At 69.9% G+C, this 25416-nt stretch carries 18 protein-coding genes and 1 tRNA gene; 9 read left to right on the top strand and 10 right to left on the bottom strand.

What is annotated here, in order from left to right; all coding sequences use genetic code 11:
• Positions 1 to 75 precede the first annotated feature (75 nt).
• The 3 genes from DAT35_RS06580 to DAT35_RS06590 form a co-directional block, all read right to left on the bottom strand.
• Entirely contained in the window at positions 76 to 603 is a 528-nt protein-coding gene (locus DAT35_RS06580) for a non-proteolytic archaemetzincin-like protein (protein WP_108066428.1), read from the bottom strand.
• Positions 604 to 644: 41 nt separating this feature from the next.
• Positions 645 to 718 (bottom strand) — tRNA-Gln (locus DAT35_RS06585).
• A 130-nt stretch (positions 719 to 848) separates the two neighbouring features.
• The gene (locus DAT35_RS06590; protein WP_158501577.1) at positions 849 to 2996 is read right to left on the bottom strand and encodes an MASE1 domain-containing protein; all 2148 of its coding nucleotides are present in this window, start codon (positions 2994 to 2996) and stop codon (positions 849 to 851) included.
• Positions 2997 to 3070: 74 nt separating this feature from the next.
• Here DAT35_RS06590 and truB point away from each other — a divergent pair, with 74 nt between their 5' ends.
• The gene (gene truB, locus DAT35_RS06595) at positions 3071 to 3970 is read left to right on the top strand and encodes a tRNA pseudouridine(55) synthase TruB (protein ID WP_108066033.1); all 900 of its coding nucleotides are present in this window, start codon (positions 3071 to 3073) and stop codon (positions 3968 to 3970) included.
• A 30-nt stretch (positions 3971 to 4000) separates the two neighbouring features.
• Here truB and DAT35_RS06600 read toward each other — a convergent pair whose 3' ends face one another.
• Positions 4001 to 7834: a serine/threonine-protein kinase PknK gene (locus tag DAT35_RS06600; RefSeq protein ID WP_108066034.1), complete on the bottom strand. Its 3834-nt coding sequence runs from the start codon at positions 7832 to 7834 to the stop codon at positions 4001 to 4003.
• Positions 7835 to 8132: 298 nt separating this feature from the next.
• On the opposite strand from DAT35_RS06600, the gene DAT35_RS06605 reads away from it, so the two are divergent.
• The 6 genes from DAT35_RS06605 to DAT35_RS06630 all read left to right on the top strand — a co-directional run bounded on the left by DAT35_RS06605 (position 8133) and on the right by DAT35_RS06630 (position 14911).
• Complete coding sequence (locus DAT35_RS06605) at positions 8133 to 8873, top strand: energy transducer TonB (protein WP_108066035.1); 741 nt, start codon at positions 8133 to 8135, stop codon at positions 8871 to 8873.
• Positions 8874 to 8911: 38 nt separating this feature from the next.
• Positions 8912 to 9667, top strand: a complete 756-nt coding sequence (locus DAT35_RS06610) for a MotA/TolQ/ExbB proton channel family protein (protein WP_108066036.1) — start codon at positions 8912 to 8914, stop codon at positions 9665 to 9667.
• Positions 9651 to 10061 carry a biopolymer transporter ExbD gene (locus DAT35_RS06615; protein WP_108066037.1) on the top strand — a complete coding sequence of 137 codons (411 nt, stop codon included), beginning with the start codon at positions 9651 to 9653 and terminating at the stop codon, positions 10059 to 10061. Before DAT35_RS06610 ends, DAT35_RS06615 begins: the two co-directional genes overlap by 17 nt.
• Before the next feature lie 12 nt (positions 10062 to 10073).
• The gene (locus DAT35_RS06620) at positions 10074 to 10514 is read left to right on the top strand and encodes a biopolymer transporter ExbD (protein ID WP_108066038.1); all 441 of its coding nucleotides are present in this window, start codon (positions 10074 to 10076) and stop codon (positions 10512 to 10514) included.
• A gap of 98 nt (positions 10515 to 10612) precedes the next feature.
• Positions 10613 to 13558 (top strand): TonB-dependent receptor, encoded by a 2946-nt coding sequence (locus DAT35_RS06625; RefSeq protein WP_108066039.1) that lies wholly within the window; start codon positions 10613 to 10615, stop codon positions 13556 to 13558.
• A 27-nt stretch (positions 13559 to 13585) separates the two neighbouring features.
• Positions 13586 to 14911, top strand: a complete 1326-nt coding sequence (locus DAT35_RS06630; RefSeq protein WP_108066040.1) for a hypothetical protein — start codon at positions 13586 to 13588, stop codon at positions 14909 to 14911.
• 141 nt (positions 14912 to 15052) lie between these two features.
• Here the strand turns inward: DAT35_RS06630 and DAT35_RS06635 are convergent, their stop codons facing one another.
• The 3 genes from DAT35_RS06635 to DAT35_RS06645 all read right to left on the bottom strand — a co-directional run bounded on the left by DAT35_RS06635 (position 15053) and on the right by DAT35_RS06645 (position 17545).
• Positions 15053 to 15634 carry a hypothetical protein gene (locus tag DAT35_RS06635; RefSeq protein ID WP_108066041.1) on the bottom strand — a complete coding sequence of 194 codons (582 nt, stop codon included), beginning with the start codon at positions 15632 to 15634 and terminating at the stop codon, positions 15053 to 15055.
• The gene (locus tag DAT35_RS06640) at positions 15631 to 16881 is read right to left on the bottom strand and encodes an AAA family ATPase (RefSeq protein ID WP_108066042.1); all 1251 of its coding nucleotides are present in this window, start codon (positions 16879 to 16881) and stop codon (positions 15631 to 15633) included. The genes DAT35_RS06635 and DAT35_RS06640 overlap by 4 nt, the downstream gene beginning before the upstream one ends.
• A gap of 142 nt (positions 16882 to 17023) precedes the next feature.
• Positions 17024 to 17545: a hypothetical protein gene (locus DAT35_RS06645; RefSeq protein ID WP_108066043.1), complete on the bottom strand. Its 522-nt coding sequence runs from the start codon at positions 17543 to 17545 to the stop codon at positions 17024 to 17026.
• Positions 17546 to 17802: 257 nt separating this feature from the next.
• Here DAT35_RS06645 and DAT35_RS06650 point away from each other — a divergent pair, with 257 nt between their 5' ends.
• A complete protein-coding gene (locus DAT35_RS06650; protein WP_108066044.1) occupies positions 17803 to 18612 on the top strand; it encodes a hypothetical protein in 810 nt (269 codons plus the stop codon).
• A gap of 28 nt (positions 18613 to 18640) precedes the next feature.
• On the opposite strand, the gene DAT35_RS06655 is transcribed toward DAT35_RS06650, so the two are convergent.
• Positions 18641 to 19744, bottom strand: a complete 1104-nt coding sequence (locus tag DAT35_RS06655) for a metallophosphoesterase (RefSeq protein ID WP_369945164.1) — start codon at positions 19742 to 19744, stop codon at positions 18641 to 18643.
• Entirely contained in the window at positions 19741 to 20931 is a 1191-nt protein-coding gene (locus tag DAT35_RS06660; RefSeq protein WP_108066045.1) for a hypothetical protein, read from the bottom strand. Before DAT35_RS06660 ends, DAT35_RS06655 begins: the two co-directional genes overlap by 4 nt.
• A 211-nt stretch (positions 20932 to 21142) precedes the next feature.
• Between DAT35_RS06660 and DAT35_RS06665 the strand changes: the two genes are divergently transcribed.
• A complete protein-coding gene (locus tag DAT35_RS06665) occupies positions 21143 to 23866 on the top strand; it encodes a protein kinase (RefSeq protein WP_108066046.1) in 2724 nt (907 codons plus the stop codon).
• Positions 23867 to 24211: 345 nt separating this feature from the next.
• On the opposite strand, the gene DAT35_RS06670 is transcribed toward DAT35_RS06665, so the two are convergent.
• Positions 24212 to 25219 carry an NAD(P)-dependent alcohol dehydrogenase gene (locus DAT35_RS06670; protein ID WP_108066047.1) on the bottom strand — a complete coding sequence of 336 codons (1008 nt, stop codon included), beginning with the start codon at positions 25217 to 25219 and terminating at the stop codon, positions 24212 to 24214.
• Positions 25220 to 25416: the final 197 nt, after the last annotated feature.

Here is a 25416-nt window from a genome sequence, read left to right on the forward strand (position 1 = left end):
CGCAGGGAGACGCCCCATGCGCGCGCGGCATTCAAGCACGAGTAGGTGGAGGGTGCGCGCCAGCGGCCGGCGCGGCTAGCGGTTGAGCTTGTTCAGCTCATTGCGGCAGTTGTTGCAGAGCGACATCTGCTTGCGATCACAGTCCTGCGGCGCCTGGGCGAAGAACATCACGCACCGGGCGTCCTCGCAGTAGGACAGCCCCAGCAGGTGCCCCGCCTGGTGGACGGCCTCCACCTGCAGCCGGCGCCGCAGCTGGTCTCCATCCACTCCCTGGCGCAGCCGGAACAGGCTCAGCACCGCGCTCCGGGACTCCCGGTCCGCCTCGCCCAGCACGAAGGGCGAATCCGGCACGAACAGGTCCACGTCCGTGATGCCCAGCACCATGGACGGCCCCGGCTCCAGCAGCGTCGCCAGCCGGCGCATGATGGCGTTGCAGTGGTACTGCCCCCGGTCCTTGTTGAAGGCGTATGCGGGCGTGGGGAGGGCCGTCTTGCTCACCACCGCTCGCAGGCCGAGCTGCAACGCGATGGGGTCCTCCAACTCCCGAAGGAGCGCCGGTGGCGGGCTACCTACGGAGACCAGCTGGAGAACCTTCTGCGGCAGCGGCATCGGCCCACCGTCCTTGGGCATCACGGGAAGAAGGGTGGCTGGGGCGCAAGGATTCGAACCTTGATAATCAGATTCAAAGTCTGACGTCCTGCCTTTAGACGACGCCCCAGCAAGAGCACACGGAGACAGCCCGTCCTTGGATTCTATGCCATCCAGTGGGGCTCGGAAACATTTCCGTGCATCGGTTGGCTGGAGGACAGCAAGGAGAGCTGGCGGGTAGGAGCCCGGCGCCCTGCTCTTTACGTCGGGTGTGAGTCGGCGGGGGTTCCGGCCCAGACCGGTGGGGCGGGCGCCAGCGAGGGGGCGTGGACGGAGGTCACCGGAGAGACGGGCAGCTCCAGGACGAAGGTGGCGCCCTCCCCTGGCTGGCTGGTGACCTGGATGGTGCCGCCATGGGCCTCGACGATCTCCCGGGCGAGGAAGAGGCCCAGCCCCAGACCTCCGTACTCCCTCGAGGACACCGCCCGCTCGAAGCGGCCGAAGATGCGCTCCAGCGCCTCCGGTGACACCCCGATGCCGTGGTCCGTCACCACCAGCCGGGCCCGGTCCTCCCGCCGCTCGACCCGGAGCTCGATGGGCCGGCCGGCGCCGAACTTCAGCGCGTTGCCCAGCAGGTGGGTGAGCGCCTGCTCCAACCGGGCACGGTCCCACAGGCCGTTGACGCGTTGCGGAACGAAGACGGACACCCCGCAGCCGGCTCGCTCCAGCTCCGCGGAGTAGCCGTCCACCACGTCCCGCACCAGCTCGCCCAGGTCCAACGGCTCGCGCTCCAGTTGCAACCGCCGGCCGGCGTTGAGGTTCCCCACGTCCAGGACGCCCTCCACCAGCCGCCCCAGGCGGGAGATCTGCCGGGCCGCCAATTGGAAGCGCGCGAGGAGCGGCTCGGGGTCGGGGAGCTGCCGCAGCGGACGCACGAGCCCCTGCATCTGCAGGTTGAGCGCGGTGAGCGGGGTGCGCAACTCGTGGGCGGCGATGGCGATGAACTCGTCACGCGCGTGGATGGCCGCCTGGAACTGACCCAGCAGGCGCGCGTTCTCCAGCGCGAGCGCACAGTGGTGGGCCACGTCCTCGGCGAAAGACTGCGCACGAGCGCGGAACCGGCGGGTGTGCCCGGCACGCACCAGGGCCATCCCCCCCAGCAGGCGGCCCTGGTGCTGGATGCGCGCCAGCACGAAGGACCCCTCCGGGTCCAGCCCTCGCCTCGAGGACTCCGACAGCCGGCTCAGCTCCCCGAGCAGACGGCCCTGCGCCTCCTCCGACACCCCCACCTTCACCAGAGAAGCGAACTGCCCGTCCTCGTCCGCCAGCCACACGACGAGGCCGGTGGCCAACTCCGGCACGACGAGCCGGACCACGCGCGGCAGGGTCTCCCGCGGATCCATCGGCTCGGCGAGCACCGCACCCGCCTCCGCCACCAGCCGCTGGGCCCGCTCCACCCGCCGGCGATCCTCGGTCATCACCGCCAGGAGGAGCGTGGACATGCTCGCCACGGCGAGGAAGATCTGCACCGCGAGCACGCGCTCCGGCAAGGTGCCGGGCAGCACCCCGAAGGGCCCTCGCTCGGCGGCGGTGTGCCCGATGGCGAACGCCCCCAGGACCAGCGTGGCGGTGGCCGCACCCCGAGGTCCCAGCCGCATCGCCGCCCAGAGGATGACGGGCAGGCACAGATAGGGCAGCGAGAGGAGGATGCCCTCGGGCAGGCGCAGCCCGAAGGCGATATGGGCCACGAGCGCCAGCAGCAGCATGGACCCGGCCAGTTCCACGGCCATGCCGGGCCGCCGGAGCCAGCCCTGCCCGGTCCCCCAGGTGAGCAACAGGGGCGCCACCAGCAATATCCCCAGCCCATCGGCGAGGTACCAGTTGAGCCAGCCCCGCCAGAAGTCGCCGACGCCCAGGCCCGAGGAGAAGAGCGCGACGGTCCCCATCCCCAGCGTGGCGCTGAGCAGGGGGCTGAGCAGTCCTCCCGCGACGACCAGCGCCACCACATCCCGGGGCCGGGAGAAGCCCACCGGCGTGTCCAACCAGCGCCGCATCAGCACCGCCCCCACCACTGATCTCAGGCCATTGCCCACGGCCCACAGGACGGCCATGTCCCAGGGGTCCCCGTAGGTGGGCGACAGAGAGAGCTCCGCGAGGAAGGCGGTGAGCAGGTACACGGGCCAGTGGCGCTTCTCCGCCCGGAGGAGGACGGCGAGCATCAACCCGCCCGGGAGCCACACCGTGGCGCCGTCCAGGGGCGGGAAGAGGAAGACCGCGCTGAGCGCCTTCAGTCCGCAGAAGGCCCCGAAGAGCAGGAGGGCGCGGGCCCACACGGACTCAAATGCCACGCGCGCCCGCCCCAGTCCCATCAAAGCCATCGAGTTGCCTTCGGAAATAAGGGTATGCATGAACAACATCCGCCAGTCCGCACGGCCTTCACCCGGGCGGATGTCAGCCGCTACACCCCCAAGGAATTCCACGCATGAAGCCCGGCATCTATCTGGTCCACAAACAGGTGGGAGCGACGAGCTTTTCCCTCGTGCGGGCACTGATGAGCGAGGTAGATGCCGCGGGCCTCACGCGCAAGCAACTCCCCGTCTGTCACGGCGGCACGCTCGACCCCTTCGCGGAGGGCCTGCTGCTGCTGCTGGCGGGCCCGGCCACGCACCTCATGGAATGCCTGCACGCCGTACCCAAGACATACGAGGCCGAGGTCGTCTGGGGCGTGGAGACGGACAACGGAGACCTGCTCGGCCAGGTCACCCACGAGGGAGATGCCACCCACCTCACGCCGGAGGCGCTGGACGCGGCGCTCGTGCCCTTCCTCGGCTGGACGGAGCAGGTGCCCCCCGCCACCAGCGCGAAGAAGGTGGGCGGCGAGCCGGCCTACAAGAAGGCCCACCGTGGCGAGGCAGTGGAGCTGCCTCCCTCGCGCGTCTACCTCCACGAGGCCCGCTGGCTCTCCCATGAGCTGCCCCACCGCAGCCGCCTGCGCCTCACCTGCCGCGGCGGCTACTACGTGCGTGCGCTCGCCCGAGACCTGGGACGGGCACTCGGATGCGGAGCCCACCTCGCCCGGCTGCACCGCACCGCCATCGGCCCGTGGGAGGACCCCGGTCCCGGACAGCGCCTCTGGCTCCACGGCGCCGAGCTGTTGCCCTGGTGCCCCTCCCGAGTCATCGCGGGCGACGAGGTGAACGACCTCAAGCACGGGCGCACCATTCCCCTCGGCGAGGTACGGCCTCCGGACTGGCGCCTGCCCGAGGGCTTTCCAGACCCCCAGGCCCCCGTGCGGGCCCTCCAGCGCGGCCGTCTGGTGGCCCTGCTGCACGAGCAGGACGGGCACCTGCGCACCGCCATGCACCTCTGGTCCGGGCTCTGAGGGTCCGGGCGCTGCGCCCTCGACACTCGCTCAGGGGAGGAGGGACTGACGGGCCTGGAGCGCCTCAGCCTCGCGCAGGAGACCGGCACAGCCCAGGCGCGTGAAGCCTTCCATCGCCTGCCTCAAGGACAGCTCTCGCTCGGGGCTCCCCGGGGCGGCGGCGCGCGCCAGCTCGAACCACGCCTGCGCCTCGTCGTAGGGCATGCCCATCTCCCGGGCCAGCTTCGCGCTGCGCTTCCACGCCGACCGGGCCCGCCACTTCTGGCCCGCCAGCCAGTACATCTTCCCGCTACAGCGCAGCGCCACCGCACGGGCCAGGGGAAACCGCGTCGCCAACGACGACAACCGCGCGCACGCCCGCCGGGCCTCCTCGGCCACGTGCGGCGTGGGCTGCCCGGACACCCGCTCCCGCTCCCACAGCGCCAGGTACACCCGCGCCGCGCCCTCGTAGCCGTGGCTCTCGGTGAACAGCATGGGCGGGTACTGCCGCGCCACCGCCATCACCTTGTCGGCCTCCTCGCGCGCCAGCTCCCACTCCTCGCGCTCCAGGTACGCCATCCCCAGCAGCCCGCCGTTGATGATGTGCGAGAGCGGATCATGCTTCCCCTTCAGCAGCCCGTCCGCCTCGCGCAAGAGCGGCATCGCCTCGTCCAGCCGGCCGAGCGCCAGTAGGCTGCGCGCCATCGTGTACGTGCTCCACACCTCATGCTGGAAGTGGCCGCGCTTCCGGGCCGACTCGCACACGTTGGCGAAGCGCGTCAGCGCCGCCTCGAAGCGGCCCGTGTAGTAGTCCACGTGCCCCAGCAGCACCTCGCTCAGCTCGAGCTCCCCCTTGTCCCCGAGCCGCAGCAGCACCTCCTGCGCCTCGCTCGACTTGCTCGCGGACAGGGTCCAGCGCGCGAAGCTCGCATGGAACATGGACTCGACGATGAGCCCGAAGGACGTGGCGCTCGGGTCCTCCACCAACTGCCCCTCGCCCTGGGCCCGGCGGAAGTAGGCGCGCGCCACGCGGTTGAGACGCCCCAACCCCGCGATGGAGCCGAGCTGCCCGTACAACCGCAGCACCGAGGAATCACGGCCCGCGCGCTCGGCCAGGTTCGCGGCCAGCAGCGCGGTGGCCATCATCCGCAGCGGGTCGTAGCGCCAGTAGTAGCACTCGGCCAGCCGGGTCGCCGCCAGCGCCGAGGCCGCCAGCAGCTCCCGCGTCTGCCGATCCTTCTCCGTCACCCAGCGCCGGGGCAACACCAGGTGCATCACCTGCCGCACCGTCTGCGCCAGGAGGAAGCGTCCCCATCCCCCATCCGTCACGGGCAGGGGCCGGCCCAGGTCCTCCATCGCCCTCAGACAGTGCGAGATGCAGGCCTCGAACTCGGACAGGCCGTGCATGGCCTCGCCCAGCAGCCGCTCCCAGCGCGCGCGCCGGGCCGCGTCCACGCGCACGCCCGTGTCCCGCCCGCGCTGCACATCCAGCTCCAGCGCCCGCCGCAGGTAGCCGGAGGCCTCCACGTTCGAGCCCGCCTTCAGCGCGTGGGCCCCTGCCTTCTCCAGGTACTCGAAGGTCCACACGTCGTCCTGGGCCTGCTCCCAGTGGTGCGCCAGCACCGGGTAGAGCGCCGGTGGCACCCCACCCCAGACATCGTTCGCCTCCAGCGCCAGGGCCGCCGCGCGGTGCAGGGGACGGCGCCGGTCGGGGAGGATGCTCTCGTAGGCAATCTCCCGCAGCTTGTCGTGGACGAAGCGCAGCCGCCCACCGCCCGCGTCCTCCAGCACGTGCCGGGCGCGCAGCTCCTCCAGGGCCTCCAGCTCCTGCAGGTCCTCCAGCCCGGCGGCCGCCGCCAGCACGTCCGCGTCCAGCTCGCGGCCCAGCACCGCCGCCATCTCCAGCAGACCGCGCGCCTGCGGACCCAGCCCGTCCAGCCGGCGGCCCACCAGGTCGTGCAGCGCCCCGGGCAGCGGCAGCGCCTCGTGCAGCCGCTCCATCGCGTCGTCGCCCGCGGCCACCTGCCACGTACCGAAGATGTCGCGGAAGAGCAGCCGCTCGTCGATGGCCGTGCGCAGGTACTCCGCCACGAAGAAGGGGTTGCCCGCCGAGCGCGTGGTGAGGAAGCGCACGAAGGAGGCCGGCGGCGAGGACATCGCCAGCATGTCCTCCACCATGCGCGCCACCATCGGCTCGTCCAGCTGTCCCAGCGCCCGGTGCGTCACCCCCGGGGAGGCGAGCAGCAGCCGCAGCGCCGAGTCCAGTTCCTCGGTGCGGTAGGTGCCCACCACCAGCACGTGCGACTCGCGGAGGAACCCGGCCTGCAGGAAGTCCAGCACGCCCAACGACAGCTCATCGGCCCACTGCAGGTCATCCATGACCAGCAGCACCGCGTCCTTCGCGGAGAAGGCGGCGAGCGTCTCGGCGAGGCAGCGCATGACGCGCTCACGCGCGGCCTGGGGCGGGAGCCGGGGAGGCTCGGGCCAGGCGTCCTGTCCGGGCAGGTCCGCCAGCGCGGGCTCGTAGAGGGCCAGCACCCGTCCGCGCTCGCCCAGCAGCCGATCCGTCTCCTCCTGTCCGAGCTGCCGGCACTCGTCGGCGATGGCCTGCAGCAGCGGCTTGAAGGCATGCAGCGGCTCGCCGTGCATCTGCTCGCCCGAACCGCCACCGGAGAGCGGGAGGCAACCGCCGGTGACGACATGGAACGCATGCCGGCTGGCGGCCACCGCGCACTCCATCACCAGGCGCGTCTTGCCCGCGCCGCTCTCGCCGCCGATGAGCAGGCACCCGCCCTGTCCCTCCCGAGAGCGCTCCAACCGCGTGTTCAACTCCGCGAGGAGCTGCTCGCGCCCCACGAACTCGGGCCGATAGAGGTACGGCCGCGGCGTCCGCGAGGGCGCCCGGGGCAGGTCCTCCGCCCCAAGCCCGGCCAGCACGACGCCCACGTCCGCTGCGTAGCCGATGCGCTCGCGAGGCACCTTCGCCAGCATGCGCAGCACCAGCGTATCCACGTCCGGCGGCACGCCGCGCACCCACCGCGACAGCGGGAAGGGCTTGTCCTGCAGGTGCCGCCGCAGCACCTCCCACCCCGAGCCGGGATAGGGCGGCTGCCCCACCATCAGCTCGTGGAGGATGCACCCCAGCGAGTAGAGGTCCGCCCTCGCGTCCACCAGCCCGCCCTTGATCTGCTCGGGGGCCATGTAGACGTAGGAGCCCTCCATGCTGCCGGAGACCTCGAGCGACTCGCGGCCGAGGTTGCCTCCCACGAGCGAGGCCAGCCCGAAGTCCACCAGCACCGGCGTGCCGTCCGGGCGGATGACGACGTTCTCCGGCTTGAGATCTCGGTGGACGATGCCCTCGCCGTGGAGGAAGGCCAACGAGGAGCACAGGCGGCGCGCCAGGGTGAGCACCTCGTCCAGCCGTAGCATCGCGGCGTCGCGCCGCTGCTCCTCCGGGGGCGGGCCGAACGCGCGGAACGAGATGTCCGGGGCCGCGCCCTTCGGGGGCTCGGACGTGGAGACCACCTGGGTGATGATCTCCGTCGTGGTGCCGGGAGTCCTCTTCCACAGCTCGTCGATGTAGCGCCGGAGGGTGAGCCCCTCGATGAACTCCATCGCGTACCAGGGGAGCCCCTCCTGCACGCCCTCGGCGAGCACGCGCACCACACCCGGATGCTGGATGCGCCGCAGCGCGTGGATCTCCCGGCGGATGCCGCGCAGCATAGGCGCCTCGGGCACCCGCACCGTCTTGAGAGCGGCCAGCTCTCCCGTCTCCTCATGACGGGCGCGGTACACCACTCCCATTCCTCCCGAGCTCAGCTTCCCCAGGAGACGGTAGGGACCGATGCTTCCCTGCTCCGCTGCGCGGAGCTCCGCGGCTGACATGGTGTGACCAGACTCGCACGGTTCAGTACGCCCCACCAAGCCAGCCCTCTCCCGAGAGCCCCGCCCGCCTGTCCGCCTGCTCACGAATGAGCACACGCGTGCGACTCGAAAGGTGGGCCCGCCCCACCTGCCGTGACACCTCCGTTACTTGGGACACAAACGTTGCAGATTCTCCGCGGGCTGTCACGTCGTGACAGTTCCTCGAGCGGCCCGCGAGGAAGCAGCGACAGCCGGCGAGGGGAATTGTTGCGGGGGCTGGACAGGGCCGAGACATGGCGCCGCTATACGGCGAGGCGTCATGTTCGAGACCTTCGACAGCGCCACCGATGTGCAGTCGGCCCGTCGGTTCGCGCTCTCCACCGTGGCGTCCCTCGGGGTGTGTGCCCTGCTGGGCCTGGGCGTAGTGGTGGTGGGCAGTCAGGTGCGGGAGGTCATCAAGGAGAAGCGGGTGGACGTGGTGTTCCGTCCGCCGCCTCCACCGGTGGCCGAGGTGAAGCCGCCACCGCCTCCACCGCCGCCGCCTCCTCCCAAGCCCAAGGCGAAGCCACCACCTCCCGCGCCCACCGTCGCGGCGCCCGCGGCCATGCTGGCGCCCAAGGAGATTCCGGTGGAGAAGCCACCCGAGGCGGATGCGGAGCACGCGGTGGCCGCCGCGCCGATCGCCGTGGGAGGCACGGGCCAGCTCGTGGCGGGCGCCATCGTCACGGGCGTGGACAGCCCGGGAGTGGCTGGAGGCATGCGGCGCGCCGCGCCCATCAACCTCCCCGAGGCCGCCACGCCACCCAGGGAGCTGGAGTCCAACGTCTCGCCCGAGTTCCCCTCCGACATGCGCGCGAAGGGGCAGGAGGGCATGGTCATCCTGAAGGTCGTCGTCGAGGTGGATGGCCACGTCAGCAACATCAAGGTGATGCGCGGCGAGGAGCCCTTCGTCAGCGCGGCCCTCGCCGCGGTGAAGACGTGGCGCTACGAGCCCGCGCTCGTCGACGGCCAGCCCACCGCCGTCTTCCGCATCGTGAAGATTCCCTTCCGTCTCAAGTAGGCGACAGCCCTCACCCACCCACTCACCGGAGCCCCTCGATGAACTTCAATCTGCTCGAGATCTACCAGCACATGGGCTTCTTCGCCCGGTGCATCGCCTACACGCTGGTCCTCTTCGCGCTGTCGTCGTTGATCGTCTTCTTCGAGCGACTCATCTTCTTCTTCCGCTCGAAGGCGGCGGACCGGAAGTTCGCGGCGCGCGCGGGCAAGCTGCTGGAGGCACAGCAGCATGAGCAGTTCGTCACCGAGGCCACGGCGGCCCGGGCGAGCAGCCTGGCGAAGCTGCTGGGCGGTGGCGTGAAGACGTACCTGAGCAAGAAGTCGGCGCCGCAGGGCAAGCTGGGCGCGGTGGAGCTGACGCGGCGGGAGATGGACCGGCTCTACGAGCGCGTCACCGCGGACGTGCGCCGGGGCATGAGCGTGCTGGCGTCGGTGGGCTCGGTGGCGCCGTTCGTGGGACTGCTCGGCACGGTGGTGGGCATCATCGAGTCCTTCGCCGGTATCGCGAAGACGGGCTCGGGAGGACTGGGCGCGGTGTCGGCGGGCATCTCCGAGGCGCTCGTGGTGACGGCGCTCGGCCTGCTGGTGGCCATCCCCGCGGTGCTGATGTTCAACCTTCTGTCCACCCGCGCGGACGCACTGCTGCTGTCGCTGGATCTGGCGCGCAAGGAGTTCATGGACCACCTGGAGGACGTGCACGGCGTGAGTGCACCGGCGGTGCGCGGCGAGGGCGCGGTGGCCCTGGACGTGGAGCGCGCCACGCGCAAGGAGGGCGTCGATGTCCGCCCGGCGTAGCTCGCTCACGCCGGAGATGAACGTGACGCCGCTGGTGGACGTGGTGCTCGTCCTCCTCATCATCTTCATGGTCGTCACGCCCCAGCTCGAGGCCGGTGCCGCGGTGGAGCTGCCAGCGGTGGTGAACCCGGACAAGGGCGAGGACAACTCGCTCACGCCGACCACGGTGAGCCTCACCGCGCAGGGGGCCTTCTTCCTGGACCGCAAGGAAGTGCCGCGCGAGCAGCTCGTCGAGCAACTCCGGGCCATCCACGAGAAGGACCCGGAGGCCCGCGTGGTGCTCAAGGCGGACCGGGCCGTGCGCTACGCCGAGGTGCGTACGGTCTTCAAGACGCTGCAGGACATCGGCTTTCCGGGCATCTCGCTGCAGGTGGTCGACCTGAAGAGGAACTAGGAGCGCACGGCCATGGCCTTTGATCTCGGTGGTGGCAAGGGAGGCATCCGCCCGGCGATGAACGTGACGCCGCTGGTGGACGTGGTGCTGGTGCTCCTCATCATCTTCATGGTCGTCACGCCGCTGATGACGAAGCAGATGTGGATGGACGTGCCGGGCAAGGCGGACGAGCAGACCGAAGTGGCTCCGCCTCCGCCGGGTGCGCTCCCTCCCGTGGTGCTCACCGTCACGAAGTCCGGCGCGGCGCAGATCAACCGCGAGGACGTGCCGCGAGACCAGCTCGTGGCGCGGCTGCAACGGATGCTCAACGCGCGCCCGGACAAGATCGTCTTCTTCGACGCGGAGAACGACGTGCCCTACGGCAGCGCGATGGAAGTGCTGGACATCGCGCGCGGTGGAAACCTCACCGTTGCAGTGGTTCCGGACGCCGTCGCCGAGCCCGCGGCTCCGTGACCTGAAGTCTGCCTTTCGGCCTCCAATCTTTCACATCTCATCCATTCAAACGCTACGGGCCTCGCGTTCTCTACGCGCGTCCGTCGGTGAGGAGTCCCGTGTTGTCTCTCCGCCCTGAATCCATTCGCGCCGCGCTCGCGGCGCTCGCACTGCTGGCCGCGCCGGTGATGGCGCAGACGCCCGCCACCGAGAGGACCGCTCCCTCCGAGAGCCCTGTTGTCTCCACTCCTTCCGCTCCCGCGGCCACCGGGCCCGCTACGCAGGAGTCTTCCTCCACCGCTCCCGTGGCGCAGGATGCGCCGGTGGCTGCTCCCGCCTCCGAGTCCTCCTCCGCCGAGGGCACCGGGGACGAGCTGATGGAGGACTCCGCCACTCCGCCTCCGGGCTTCACCGGCGTCTACGGCCAGGTGACCGACGCGCAGACGAAGGAGACGCTCATCGAGGCCACGGTGAAGGTCGTCACCGGCGCGCAGAAGAGCGTCCTCACGGACGTGGACGGCAACTACAAGCTGGCGCTGCCGCCCGGAAAGTATGACCTGCGCGTCTTCTATGACGTCTACGAGGGCCGCCGGATTACTGGTGTCATCGTGGAGCAGGGAAAGGCCACGAAGCTGGACGTGCAGTTGAGCGCCGACGCGGGCGCCGTGCAGGAAGTCGTCGTCGAGGCCCACGCGGATCGCCGTGCCGAGGGCGCGCTGCTCCAGGAGCGCAAGAAGGCCGCCGCGGTGTCCGACGCCATCAGCTCCCAGGAGATTTCGCGCACACCGGACTCGAGCGCCTCGGACGCGGTGAAGCGCGTGGTGAGCGCCACGGTGGTGGACGGGCGGTTCGTGCTGCTGCGCGGCCTGGGAGGCCGCTACTCGGTGACGCTGCTCAACGGCGCGCTGCTGCCCAGCCCCGAGCCGGATGAGCCCTCGGTGCCGCTCGACATCTTCCCCACGAACCTGCTCGCCAACCTCAACGTGGTGAAGAGCTACACGCCGGACCTGCCCGGCACCTTCGGCGGCGGCGCGCTGCTCATCGAGACCAACAGCTACCCGAGCAAGTTCGAGTTCAAGCCGCGCATCACGTTCGCCGGCAACACCGAGAGCACCTTCCGCCAGCGCAACACGCAGCCGGGCAGCTTCGCCGAGCTGCTCGGGTTCCCGGGAGCCGACCGCCGCCTGCCGTCCGAGGTCCCCACGAGCGGGCCGCTCAAGGCCGACCAGGCCGTGGATGCGGGCAGGGCCTTCCCGGACATCTGGAGCGCGCGCCGCCAGACGTCGCTGCCGGCCATCGGCCTGGGCGCGTCCATGGGAGACACGCTGCGCTTCGGCAACCAGCGCCTGGGCTACCTGGCCAGCGTCAACTACGGGCGCCGCGAGGGCGTGCAGCTCGCCGACACGCAGGACATGTTCGAGGAGAGCCAGGGCACCTTCAAGAGCAGCGATCCGGCGAAGACGGAGCTGGGCTCGGACGCGGTCAGCCTCAACGGCCTGGTGAACGCCAGCTACCAGTTCAGCCGCGACAACGAGCTCACCCTCTTCAGCCTCTACACCCGAGGCACCGAGAGCCGCACCCTCACCGTCGCCGGCTACAGCGAGAACGACGAGAGCAACTTCGAGGGCACGCGCCTGCAGTTCATCAGCCGCTCGCTGTCCTTCAACCAGCTCCGGGGCTTCCACCGCCTCTCCATCCTCAACGACGCCGAGGTGGACTGGCAGGCCAACTACTCGCGCGTGGACCGCAGCGAGCCGGACACGCGCGACACCACCTATTACATCCGCGATGGGGTGCGCATCTTCCGCGACCAGCCGGGCAGCGGTGACCGCTACTTCGCCGACCTGACGGAGCAGTCCACGGGCGCCACGCTCAACCTCACCGTCCCCTTCCAGGGTGTGAGGCTCAAGGTGGGTGGCCTCGGGCAGCTCTCCTTCCGCCACTTCGACTCCCGCCGCTTCCGCTTCGACTACCTCCCCGGCACCGGCAACCCGGACGCGGTGCGCCTGCCTCCCGAGGAGCTCTTCGCCTCGGACCTCATCGGCCGCAACGTGGGCGTCTTCGAGGACACGCGCCTCGAGGATGGTTACAACGCGTACCTCGGCATCTACTCCGGCTATGCCCTGGCGGACGCGCAGCCGCTGGAGAAGCTGCGCGTGGTGGCGGGCGCTCGCTACGAGGTGTCCCAGCAGAAGCTCACCGCGAAGAGCGACTACAACATCACCAGCGCGAAGCCGAAGGTGGGGGACAAGCTCTACTCGGACGTGCTGCCCACGGCGAACGTCGTCTACGCGCTGACGCCCGAGCTGAACCTGCGCCTGGGCTACAGCTACACCCTGGCGCGGCCCACCTTCCGCGAGTTGGCTCCGTTCTCCTTCTACGACCTGGTGCGCCGCCGCTCGGTGACGGGCAACGAGAACCTGGTGGAGACGCGGGTGCACAACGGCGACCTGCGCGCCGAGTGGTTCCCCGGCGAGAACGAGGTGCTCGCCGCCAGTGTCTTCGCCAAGAGCTTCAGCAACCCCATCGAGCGCGTCATCGCCACCGTGTCCGGCGGTGACATCACCTACAAGAACGCGGAGGGCGCCACCGCCTACGGCCTGGAACTGGAGGCGCGCACGTCCCTGGGCCGCCTGACGCCGGTGCTCAATGACTTCCGGCTCGCGGCCAACCTCACCCTCATCCGCTCCCAGGTGCTGCTGGGCGACGGGGCACAGGGCTCGGCCACCTCCACCGAGCGCCCGCTGCAGGGCCAGTCTCCGTACGTGGTCAACGTCAACCTCGGCTACGACCACAAGGAGACCGGCACCGAAGTGGCGCTGCTCTACAACGTCTACGGCGAGCGCATCAGCGAGGCCGGCATCACTCCGCTGCCCGACGTCTACGAGCGGCCCTTCCACCGCGTGGACGTGGCCGTGTCCCAGAAGCTCGCCGGCAACCTCCAGCTCAAGCTGACCGGCTCCAACCTCCTCAACTCGCCCGTCGTCCTGCGCCAGGGCGGGTTGGACCTCGTGAAGTACCGCCCCGGCATCTCCTTCTCCGCGCAACTTGGCTGGTCCCTGTAGTTCCTTCTCCGAAAGGAAGTCACCCTCATGAAGCAGCTCTGGAAGAAGTCCCTGGTGGTTGGCCTGGCCGCCGTGAGCGCCGCTGGCTGTGGCGAGCCGAAGGACGACAACACCACTCCTCCGCCCCAGGGTCAGACCATCGAGGTGGCGGCGAACATCACCGCCGACACCACCTGGGAGAGCGCCAACACGTACGTCCTCAAGCAGCACGTGTTCGTGGAGGGCGGCACGCTCACCATCCAGCCGGGAACCAAGGTGCTGGGCGAGACCGGTACCTCGCTGGTCATCACCCGCAACGCGAAGATCAACGCGGTGGGCACCAAGGACAAGCCCATCGTCTTCACCAGCTCCAAGGAGCCGGGCCAGCGCAAGTCGAGCGACTGGGGCGGCGTCATCCTGCTGGGCAAGGCGAAGCTCAACGTGCCGGACCAGTTCATCGAGGGATTCCCCACCGGTGACGAGCGGCTCAAGTACGGCGGTGGCGAGGCCAACGTGGGCGATGACACCCACGATTGCGGCAAGCTGAAGTACGCCCGCATCGAGTTCGCCGGCTTCAAGATCGCCACGGACAAGGAGATCAACAGCCTGACGCTGGGCGCCTGCGGCACGAAGACCGAGGTGGAGTACATCCAGACGCTGCGCGGCTCGGACGACGGCGTGGAGGTGTTCGGCGGCACCGTCAACCTCAAGCACATCCTCGTGTCGCTGGCCGAGGACGATGGCCTCGACTGGGACTTCGGCTATCGCGGCAAGGTGCAGTACCTGATCGTCCAGCAGGGCCCGGAGATCGGCAACAACGGCATCGAGGCGGACAACTACGAGAAGGGCAACGACAACCTGCCGCGCTCGGCGCCGGAGATCTGGAACGCGACCTTCATCGGCCGTGGTGCGGGTGGCGTCGAGAAGTCCATCGGCATGACGCTGCGCCGCGGCACCGCGGGCAAGCTGAACAACGTCATCGTCCAGGACTTCGCGGATGGCGCCATCGACATCAACGGCACCTCGTCGGCGCAGCAGTTCCGCGATGGAGCGCTCTCCATCAAGAACAGCCTGTTCTGGAACCTGAAGGGCAGCAACACCGCCCTGCCCGCCGAGACCGACAACGACGGTGGACTGGACGAGGCCGCGGAGCTGACGGCCAGCAGCACCAACAACCGCTTCGCGGACCCGAAGCTGGCGGCGGCGGCGAACGTCAAGGCGCCGAACTTCAAGCCGCAGGCGGAGTCGGCGGCGCTGCTGACCACCAATGCCGCCGTGCCTCCGACGGACGGATTCTTCGAGAAGGCGCAGTTCGTGGGTGCCATGGGCACCGATGACTGGACGGCCGGCTGGACGGCGTTCCCGGAGAACTGAATCGAGGTTGAGCGGTACCTGGAATGCCGTCCCTGGGGCTGACGGCCGGGGACGGCCGCATCGCCCGGAGGTGCGTTCTTCTGACGGAGGGGGCTCCGGGAGAAGACGTACCTTCGGGCGGTGTTTTTTGAAGCGTGGGGTCTACCGCGCTTCCTGGACGATCCCCTGACGAAGCAGCTCCTTCGCCAGGAAGGGGCAGTGTTTGCGAAGGTGGCGGAACGTCGTATCGCCGTCCTGCCAGGCCGAGTAATAGCCCTCCCTGGCCCGAACGAACTCATCATCGTTCAGGTCCAGCCGGTCAATGGTCCTCTGGACCTGGACACGCAGTGCCTCGGGCAGCCCTTCGCCCGGGATGACCTCGAGCGTGGATAACTCGAGCGCGAACCACTCGTCCCGCACCTCGAAAGGATCCAGCACGTCCTCGAGGTCGTTCTTGCGCGCGTTCATCCGCACACAGGCGAGCCGGTAGTTGCTCCACTCATAGGCCAGCTCGCGCCGCTTCGACTTGGGAAGAAGATGGTCGACGGAGAGCGCACCCGTGCCACGAGGAATGTGGAGGGAGGAATACGCACAGACGCCCTTGTACGCCTCCCAGAGGTGCGCCGCGCAATGACGCCAGAGCGGCCGAAGCTCACCCTCAGAGGATGCCAGCTCGGCCTGCCCTGGCTGGCGGACTTTCGCATCGAAGTCCGGCGGCTCGGGTTGGGGCTCGACGTGAATCAAGGCTCGATCCCCGCCGCCTCGGCACGCGCGAGCCAGCGCGGCCAGAACGGATCCGTATCCCTGAGGAGCCGGTACAAATCGTTGTGGATCCGCTTCACCTCCTCGATGGGGAGGTGGGGATCCTTGAGCGCGGCCCTGGCGCGAGTGATGGCCTCCTCGGCCTCCACGGAACGCGGCTCCTTGAGGTCGAAGACCTCGGAGGTGAGCCACGCGTTGGCGTCACCCCGAGGCCGCCAATCGGCCTTGGTGACCTTCACCTCGTTGCCAACGAGGTCGAACATGAAGAGCGCGTCCTGGTCCGGATCGAACTGGGGCTCCACCGAGGCGAGGACCAGGGGCGCGTGGGTGACGGCAATCACCTGGACCTTCACATCCGGGCGGAGCTCACGAACGACAGCCAAGAGCGAAGGCAGGATGAGCCGCTGCCAGCGGGGATGGAGGTGCGACTCCACCTCGTCGATGAGCAACACGATGTGATCTGTCGCTTTTCGTTGAAGCAACTCGGCGACCCGCCGGTGTTCCTCCCAGGCCCAGACGAGAAGGTAGGCGAGACCGACGATGCGCCGGATACCAGCGGACGCCTGGGTAATGGGAACGCTGCCATACGGCATCTCCAGCGTCGGAATGTCCCGGGCATCATCGACGCCCAGGCGGGTGGGCTCGCCGGGCTTCAACGTCTCAGCAGCATCCGGAGACAGCCGTGCCAGGACCTTGCACAAAAGCTCGAAGGACTCCGAGCGCCGCAGTTGCCAATAGACCCAATCCCGGATGAGCCCATTACACAAGACACGCCCGTCCTCCACCAACCCGTCCCAGAGCGAGTCCTGTGAGAAGTCGTAGAACCTTGGGCGACCCGCCCCCTCGTACGTGCGCAAGAAGTCATTCCGAACAGGGTCCCAGACGCGGAAGCCGCCATCGACACGAGCATGGAGGATGAGCGCGGAGTGGAGTGGCGCAGGTCGCTTGTAGCCGCCGACCGGGCGCCCATCCCCATGGACTGGGTACTCGAGCTCAGGCGTACGCCCCATCTCCGTCACAAGCGAGTAGGTGACCTTCCCCTGCCGCCCAGCTCTAGGCAAAGCAGGCACCGGATCCACTCCATTGTCGGTCAGCGCCCACCAGGCCAGTTCGAGCACGAAGCTCTTTCCCAGGCCGTTGTCGCCGGTCAGCAGGTTCAGGCGCGGCCCGAACGAGAACGAAAGCCGGGGACCGGGCCCCACTTCCTCCAGCTTCAGCTCACCGAGCATCCGAGTTCCTTCCTCCTCGCGAGGCCAGCAAGCGACTCCTCTTATTTGAGTTCCCGCGCCTCCATCAAAAATTAAGCGGGCCTGGAGCCTCCGAGGAGTTCCAGGCAGGACGGAGCGCGAGTACCTCGGGAATGCCTGGGCCTCAAGCCGCCGCGGGGCGGGCGGCGGGCACGGACGCCTCGGCCACCTCGGTGGCGCTGAGGGCCTCGGGCGAGCTCCCATCCGCGAACAGCGGGGCGCTCGGGCGGGACTTCGGCGGACGGCCCCGGCGGCGCGGCGCGGTCTCGTCGTTCTGCGCGGGCGCCTCGGCCACCACGCTTCCATCCGCACGCACCACCTTGCGCGCCGGCTTCGGCAGGCTGATCGCCTCCAGCTTCGTGCTCAGCTCCGCGTCCTCCTCGGCGAACACCCGCGCGTACGACAGCGCCCGCTGGCCCTTCTGCAACAGCGCCTCCTGGCTCTCCCCCAGCGCCTGGCGCGCCGCCTCCAGCGCCGCCTGCGCCTTCGCCACCGCCTCGGCCTGCGCCCTCACCCGGCCCGCGGCCTCCTCCAATACCTCCGCGTCCACGTCCGGGAACTTCACCTCGGACAGTTCCGTGGAGAACACCTCGAGCAGTGCCCGCATCGCGGGCGAGATGGGATCGTTTTCCGTCGCGTCGAACATGGGCAGGGACTCCCCTCCAGCGTGCAGCGTGGACCCATCATGTGCACAGATGTTCAGTACCTTTTCAAGGGGGTACGCTCCGAGGCCGATTTACCGGCCCCGCATCGCATTCGTGCCTCGCCCCGTCAGCGGCGCGACGCCCGGATGACTCCCCACATGTGGGCGTTGGACCCTACATCCCCGGTCGCATCGGCGTCGGAGCGGAACGGTAGACTTGCCGAGGTATCCGGACAGTCCAGCCCTAGGGGAGCGCGCGCATGCAGCAGGTGAACCTGGAGTTGCTCGCGGACGTGATTCAGTACCTCGCGGTGGTGCTCATCGGAGCGTTCATCGGGATTGGAGAGCTCATCTCCCGCTACAAAGACGATCCCTTCGAGGCCATCGCCAACCGGCATGCGGTCGTCTACACGCTGGTCAACGTGCTGGCCGCTGGCATGGCGCTGCTGGCCCTCAAGACGTTGTCGTGGGACCCCAACACGGCAGCACCGGGCACGGGCGTGGTGGGGGCCCTCACGGGCCACAGCGGGCAGGCGGCGACACGCATCGGCGAGGCGCTGCTCGCGGGCTTCGGCGCCATGAGCATCCTGCGCTCCTCGGCCTTCAACATGCAGGTGGGGAAGGAGACCATCGCCATCGGCCCGAGCGCGCTCCTCCAGGTCATCCTCACCGCGACGGACAGGGCGGTGGACCGGGCGCGCGCCACGGTCCGCGCCGAGCTGATGGCCAAGACGATGCAGGCCATCCCCTTCACGCAAATCCAGGAGTCGCTGCCCCAGCTCGCCTTCTCGATGATGCAGAACGTGACGCCCGAGGAGAAGGACGGCTTCGCCCGGGAGGTCGCGCTCATCCGGGAGAAGAGCATGGACGAGCAGACGAAGAGCATCTGCATGGGGCTGATGCTCAGCAACATCGTCGGGCAGGGCGTGGTGGACGCGGCCGTGACGGCGCTGCGCAAGACGCTGGAGGCGGGAGGAGACCCGAAGCTCGCCGCCGGCCGCGGGCGGGTGGAGCCTCCGCCTCCCGTGGAAGACAAGAAGGCGGGAGCGCCTCCCGCCGGGCCGAAGTGAGGCCTCTCGCGAGGCCTCCCCTGACGCGTCAGTCCACGCGCACCAGCGACACGGTGCGCACACCCGCGGACGGGTCCACCTCCACCGCGAGGAAGTGCCGGCCGATGCCGTCGAACTGCTCGGGGATGGCCCCGCCGCCTCCCGAGATGAACGCCGGAATCCCCGCGTTGGAGAACGAGTAGTACGAGTGCACGTGGCCGTAGAGCGTGAGGTCCAGCTTGCCTCGCGCCAGCTTCGCCAACAGTGCCGCCGCCTCGTTGCGGCTCGAGAAGGCGCCGTTGCGCACGCCGATGGGGTCCACCAGCGGGATGTGCGTCCCGAGGATATGGACCCCGTCGCGCGCCGACTCCAACCACCCGTCCAGTGCCTGCTCGGCCATCGGGTCCAACGTGCCGTTGCCCGAGTCGATCATCGTGAAGTGCACGCCCTGGAAGGTGAAGTGCAGGTTGCCTCGGCCGAAGTAGTCCTGGAAGCGCGGGTCCGGGTTGAGCAGCTCGTGGTTGCCCAGCGTGGCGAAGAGGGGGATGCGCGACTCCTGGAGGCGGGACTGGAACTCCTCCAGTTGCTCCACGGTGCCCCGCTGCGTCAGGTCCCCGGAGAAGAAGATGAAGCGCAGCGTGGGGTCCGCATTGATGCGCCGGTAGATGTCGCCCACGCGCGGCAGGGCCTCCTGCACGTCCGCCAGCGCCGCGAAGCGGAAGGGCATCGGCTGATCCCACAAGGGCGGCGCCACCGTCAGCCGGGCCTCCGCGCCCGCCGGCAGCCGCACCCGCCACATCTTCACCGTGGGCAGCGGTCCGGACAGGGGCTCCACCACCAGCGGCTCGTTGCCCACCAACGCCGTGAGCTCCGCGTCCGGCATGGCGTTGCGCACCACCACCGTCCACGTCTCATTGGCTCCGTCCTTGGACGCCGCGCGCACGCGGAAGGCCGGCGCCGAGCCCCACAGCGTCAGCGTGCCCGCCTCCACCTTGCGCACCACCGCCAGCCCGTCCTCCACGGAGAAGGCCACGCCGCTGGCCTCCACGCGCCCCACCTCCAGGTCCTTGAGCGCGCGCTCCTCGGCCGGCCGCATGCTGCAACCGCCCGCCAGCAGCGCGAGCGCCACGGCCCCCACGCGAACGTTCCTCACGACTCACCTCCCAATGCGTAGACGAGTGACAGCCGGCCCACCAGTGCCGAGCCCACCTGCATGTCCGCGGACACGCCCCACCGTTCGGTGAGGAGCATGCGCCCGCGCAACCCGAAGTACCCCGGCACCCCACCGCCCGCCTTGATGCCGCCCGGGAAGTCGTCCTTGCGGTGGTCGTAATAGAGGAGCGCCTCGCCCCGGAAGGGCCCGCCGCGCCCCAGGTACACGCCGAAGCCGAAGGTGTAGAGGAGCTGCTCGAAGAGGATGTCGTCCACCGGGCCCGAATAGGCGTAGCGCTGCATGGCGTAGCCCAGGCCCAGCTCCGCGAAGGAGCCGGCCATTTTCGGGCTGACACGCGCCATGTCGTAGCGGCCTCGCAGGAAGAGCTCGCCGCCGCCCAGGGTGAAGTCCTCGGTGGGGTAGCGGTGCACGAGCGCCGCGGCCTCCAGGTCCAACGCCGTGCCGTCCGCACCACCTCGCGCCGCCTCAGGCGCGCCCACCAGCCGGTACGCGCCGCCCACGCGCACGCGCAGGTTGCCATCGTCCGGCGACACCTTCGCTCCGGCCTCCAGCCGCACGCGCTCCAACCGAGCCAGCGCGCCCACCGACAGGAAGTGCCGGTACTCGAAGGCCGGATCCATCACGTGCTGGTAGCCCACCTCCAGCTCGAGCGGGGGCAGGCGCTGAGGCACCAGTCCGGGAGGGAACGCGGGCGACACCGCCGCGTAGAGGTTGGACAGCGTGGAGATGGAGAAGAGGCCTACGCCCGTCAACGTCACCGCGTACATCGGGCCGATGATTCGGCGCGAGGCCCCGGACAGCGCGATGGGCACTCCGCCCACGGCCAGCATCCCCAGGCCCGCGCCCTCCATGAGGAAGAGCCGCTTGGCCGTCCCGGTGTCCCCCTCGACGAGCGGCCCCAGTCCGTGCAGCAGCAGGCCGGGCACCACCGACACGGCCATGGGCAGCACCGCGAAGGAAGGCCGGGCCCCGGGCATCACCGGAGGCGTCCCCGCGAGCCCCCCGTCCACCCTCGGGGCCGGAAGGGGCTCCAGGGAGGCCGGTCCCGCCAGGACGGGCACGTCCCCGGCTTTCGCCTCCGCGGCCTCGGCCGAAACCTCGGATGACTGGGCCCAGACCGCGCCCGGCAGCAGAGCCAGAGCGAGCACCACCCACTTTCGCACCATTGTTTCCACCCCTTCTGCTCCAGGCGGCCCGGCCTTTCCGCCCGGCCCGGGCTCCCACCGGGCTCGATTCCAGGATAAAACGTTGGGTGCTGGATTCGCAGGCCCTCCTGCGGAGGCCATCACGCGCTCAACCCAGGGCCCCCCTTCCTGACTTCTGGACGAAGCGAGGTATGCTCCGCCTCTCGTCCTCTAAAACAACGCGACTCGCATCGTGGCCCCCAACGAAGCCCGGGAGTTTGGCAAATACGAACTGGTGTCGAAGCTCGCCGCGGGCGGGATGGCCGTCACCTATCGTGCGCGGATGAAGGGCGCGGCGGGGGTGACCAAGCCGGTGGTCATCAAGCAAATCCTCCCCCACTTCGCCGATGACCCGGCCTTCGTGGAGATGTTCGTCAGCGAGGCGCGCGTGGCCGCGGCGCTCACCCACGGCAACATCGCCCAGGTCTTCGACTTCGGAGAGATCGACGGCCAGTACTTCCTGGCCATGGAGTTCGTGCACGGCCAGCCCCTGTCCAAGCTGCTGCGCCGCGCGCTGAAGGCGGGGCTGCCGTCGCTGCCGCTGCCCCTGGCGCTCTACATCGGCACGCAGATCTGCGATGGGCTGGACTACGCGCACCGGCACGTGGGCGAGGACGGCCATCCCATGGGGCTCGTCCACCGCGACGTGTCCCCGGACAACGTGCTCATCTCCTACGAGGGCCAGGTCAAGGTCATCGACTTCGGCATCGCCAAGGCGACGAGCGTCGTGGAGGCGCGCACGTCGCCCGGCACGCTCAAGGGCAAGTTCCCGTACTTCTCCACCGAGCAGGCCCGGGGCGAGCAGGACCTGGACGCGCGCTCGGACATCTTCGCCGTGGGCGTGGTGCTCTACGAGATGCTCTGCGGCCGGCGCCCCTACGAGGGGGAGTTCGCCGCCGTGCTGCCGCGCATCATCGCGGGCGACTTTCCGCCGCCCTCGTCCCTCAACCCCGCCATCGACCCCGGGCTGGAATCGGTGATGTACACCGCGATGGCGCTGGACCGGGAGACGCGCTACCCCACCGCGCAGGCCTTCTCCGAGGCGCTGCGCGAGCAACTCTACTCGGCGTACCCGCGTTTCTCGCCCGCCATGCTGTCGCAGCTGCTGGGCCACCTCTTCGCCGAGGACCTCGCCGCCGAGGGCCGCCGAGTGGAGGTGACCCCCGGCTTCCTGGAGCAGCTCGCCGCATGGCAGTCGCAGACCGCCGGTGAGACCAGCGGCAGCCATCCACGGCCACCAGCCACGGGCCCGGGCTCGAGCAGCGGCCGCCCCAGCACCGGCTCCGGCGTGCGCGCCGTGCAGCGGCCGGGCAGTGATGGTGGCCGGCCGGTGAGTGGCTCGACGCCGCGTCCCGCCGCCCTCAGACCCTCCACCAACGGTGCCAGCGGACGGCCTCCCAGCGACGGGAGCGGGCGCACCCTCAGCTCCGCCTCCGGACGCCGGGTGACGTCGAGCACGGGCGTGCGCGCCCAGGCCGCGCCGTCCACCATGGCGGCGCCGCCGGAGCTGGGCGAGGAAGAGGCCCCCACGTCCGTGTCGGCACCGCCGGCCGGGGCGAGGGCCGCCGAGCCCGCGCACGACACGCCCGTCGAGGTGCCAGCCGTCTCCGTGCCCGCGAAGGTGACGGATCCCCTGCGCGCCCATCGCGAGACCCAGACCCGGGAGGAGCAGGAGCGCGCCGAGCGGCGCCAGCGGCTGGTGATGCTCATCAGCGTGCCCATCTTCGGGCTCACGCTGGTGCTCGGCGGCCTGCACTACTTCCTCGGTGGAAAGGGCGACTCGTCCCCGGTGGGCTCGCTGTGGCTCACGTCCGCGCCGGCCGGGGCCTCGGTGAAGCTCAACGGCAAGGACGTGCCCGGCGTCACGCCGCTCGTCGTGCCGAACGTCCCCCTGCACCAGGCCAACACCCTCGTCCTCACCCTGCCCGGCTACCGGCCGTGGACGAAGCGCTTCACCGCCAACACCGAAGCCGAGCCCCCTGTCCACGCGGAGCTCGAGCGCGCCGAGCCGGCCCCCACGGCGCCACCGGCTCCGCCCGCTCCCACCGCGGTCGTCACCCCGCCCGCTCTGGAGAAAACGGGTGATCCGCAGCCCGAGGCGGCGGCGGGCACCACGGCCGAGGCGGCAGCGGCGGCTCCCGCGCCCGAGGCGGCGGAGAAGCCGGGCACTCCGGCGGCACCGGACCCGAAGTACAACGTGGTGGACTACCCGACGCGGCTGTTCGTCCTGCGCCCCCAGTACAACGCGTTCCCGGTGGGCAGGTACTCCACCGCGTCGATCGAGCTCAATCCCGGCTCGAGCTACTCCATCAACACGGACGGGGGCGCCTCGGTGGGGGGACGCGGTGGGGCCTCGAGCACACTGGCCTACCTCGCCGAGGGGGACAACCTCGCCACGGATGACACCTTCGGGCTGATCGGCCCCTCCCCGCGCACCTTCAAGGGCGTGCGCCGGCTGTACGTCTTCCTGCTGGACGACGACCTGGCGGACAACAGCGGCTCGGTGCGTGTGCACCTGCGTCAATCCAAGTGGGTGGCCCCGCGCCAGCTCACCTTCGATGCCACCCATGACGCACTGGTGCTCCAGCCCGAACACCAGTTCGTGCTGCGCAGGCTCAATCCGGACGCCACCTACCTGCTCACCGTGCGCGACGACTTCGCGGAGCTGCGCTCGGGAGCCAACGGGCGTACACATCGGGTGCTGTGCGCGGAGAGCAGCACGAAGTCCGCCCGGCGCAACCACCGCCTCCTGGAGGCGGGGAAGCGCTATCAACTGACGGGCGCTGACACCCTGCGTTGCACCTTCCCGGACACCCGGGTGGAGGACAACCAGGGTGCGTTCGAGGTGGACATCGTGGATGTCACGGAGATGTCTCGCCGGGAGCGCGCGGCCGCCCTGCGCGGCGCATCTCGTTGACCCGCGCACACCTCCCGCGCTAGGTAATGGGGGAGCGGACGGTCAGGCGCCGAGCGCCTCCTCCGTCCTACCCATTCGTACTCCCCAGCCGGGCACCAGCAACCATCCCTCCCATGTCGGAGGCGATGCGTACCATGAGTTTCGTCGAGCCCACGTGGGTGGGCTCCAGGGAATACAACAGGTTCCTTCCGTAAGGGCTCAAGGGGGCCGCTGCTGTTCCGCGACCCGGCTCAACAAGGACGGGAAAGGCACGTGGGCGCGGAGCCGCTATCGGCACCGGGCCCACGGGTCTTTTAGGGGTCCGGAGGCCGCCCCAGGGAGCAGCCAGGCAGGGCCCCGGTGGGCTCACAGCTCCAGGACGGCGCGGTAGCGCACCTCATTGCGGGCCACGCGCCCGAGCGCGGCGTTGACGTCCTTGAGGGGGAAGGCCTCGGTGCGAGCGCGGACGCCATTGCGCGCGGCCACCTCCAGCATCTCGCGGAGCTGCCCCGGGCTGCCGATGGTGCTGCCGGTCACCTTCTTGTTGCCGCCCACGAGCGCGAAGCCGGGCAGCGAGAGGGCCGAGGGAGGCACCCCCACCAGGCACAGGGTGCCGCGCGGGCGCAGGGCCGACACGTAGTCCTTCCACGGCAGATCCGCGGCCACGGTGGAGAGGATGAAGTCGAAGGAGTTGCGCACCGCCTTGAGGGCCGAGGACTCACGGGTGGCGATGAAGCGGTGGGCGCCCATGGCGCGCGCCTCGGCCTCCTTGTCGGGCGAGGTGGAGAAAGCCGTCACCTCGGCGCCCATGGCGCGGGCGAATTGGAGGGCGAGGTGTCCCAGGCCGCCCACGCCGATGATGCCCACACGGGAGTGAGCGCCGACACCGGCCTCGCGCAGCGGTGTGTAGACGGTGATGCCGCCGCACAGCAGCGGGGCGGCGTCGCGCGAGGGAAGAGCCTCGGGGACGGGGATGGCGAAGCGGGCGCTCACGCGGATGCGATCCGCGAAGCCGCCGGGGCCGGGGGCACAGGTGGCTTGCAACTGGGCGCAGAGGTTCTCCTCGCCGCCCTCGCACCACTCGCAGGTGCCACAGCTGCCGGACTGCCAGCCCACGCCCACGCGCTGGCCCGGCACGAGGCCGCGCACCGCGGAGCCGGCTTCCGCCACGGTGCCGATGATTTCATGGCCGGGCACCAGCGGGTACCTGCTCATCTTCCAGTCGTCGTTCACCAGGTGCAAGTCACTGTGGCAGACGCCGCAGTGGGAGATGGCGATCTCCACATCACCGGAGCCGAGCGGCCTGGGCTGGAAGGAGAAGGGCTCGAGCGGCTTGCCCGCCGCGGGGGCGGCATAACCATGGAAGGCGGACATGGGGAACTCCTCGACGGGGTTCTCCGCGAGAGGGCGCGGAGAATGAAGCGCCCCTACCTACCACCGGGCCCGGATCAGCTCAGGAAAATCCCTGGCGCTCCGTGAGCCGCACGACGAAACAACGCCCGGTGGGCACACCGGTGCGCCAGCGGGAGGGAAACCCGCCGGGCGCCTCAATGAGCGCCACGCGAGCCCCC

Origin of the sequence: Vitiosangium sp. GDMCC 1.1324, from assembly GCF_003044305.1 — a bacterium.
Taxonomy (GTDB): domain Bacteria; phylum Myxococcota; class Myxococcia; order Myxococcales; family Myxococcaceae; genus Archangium.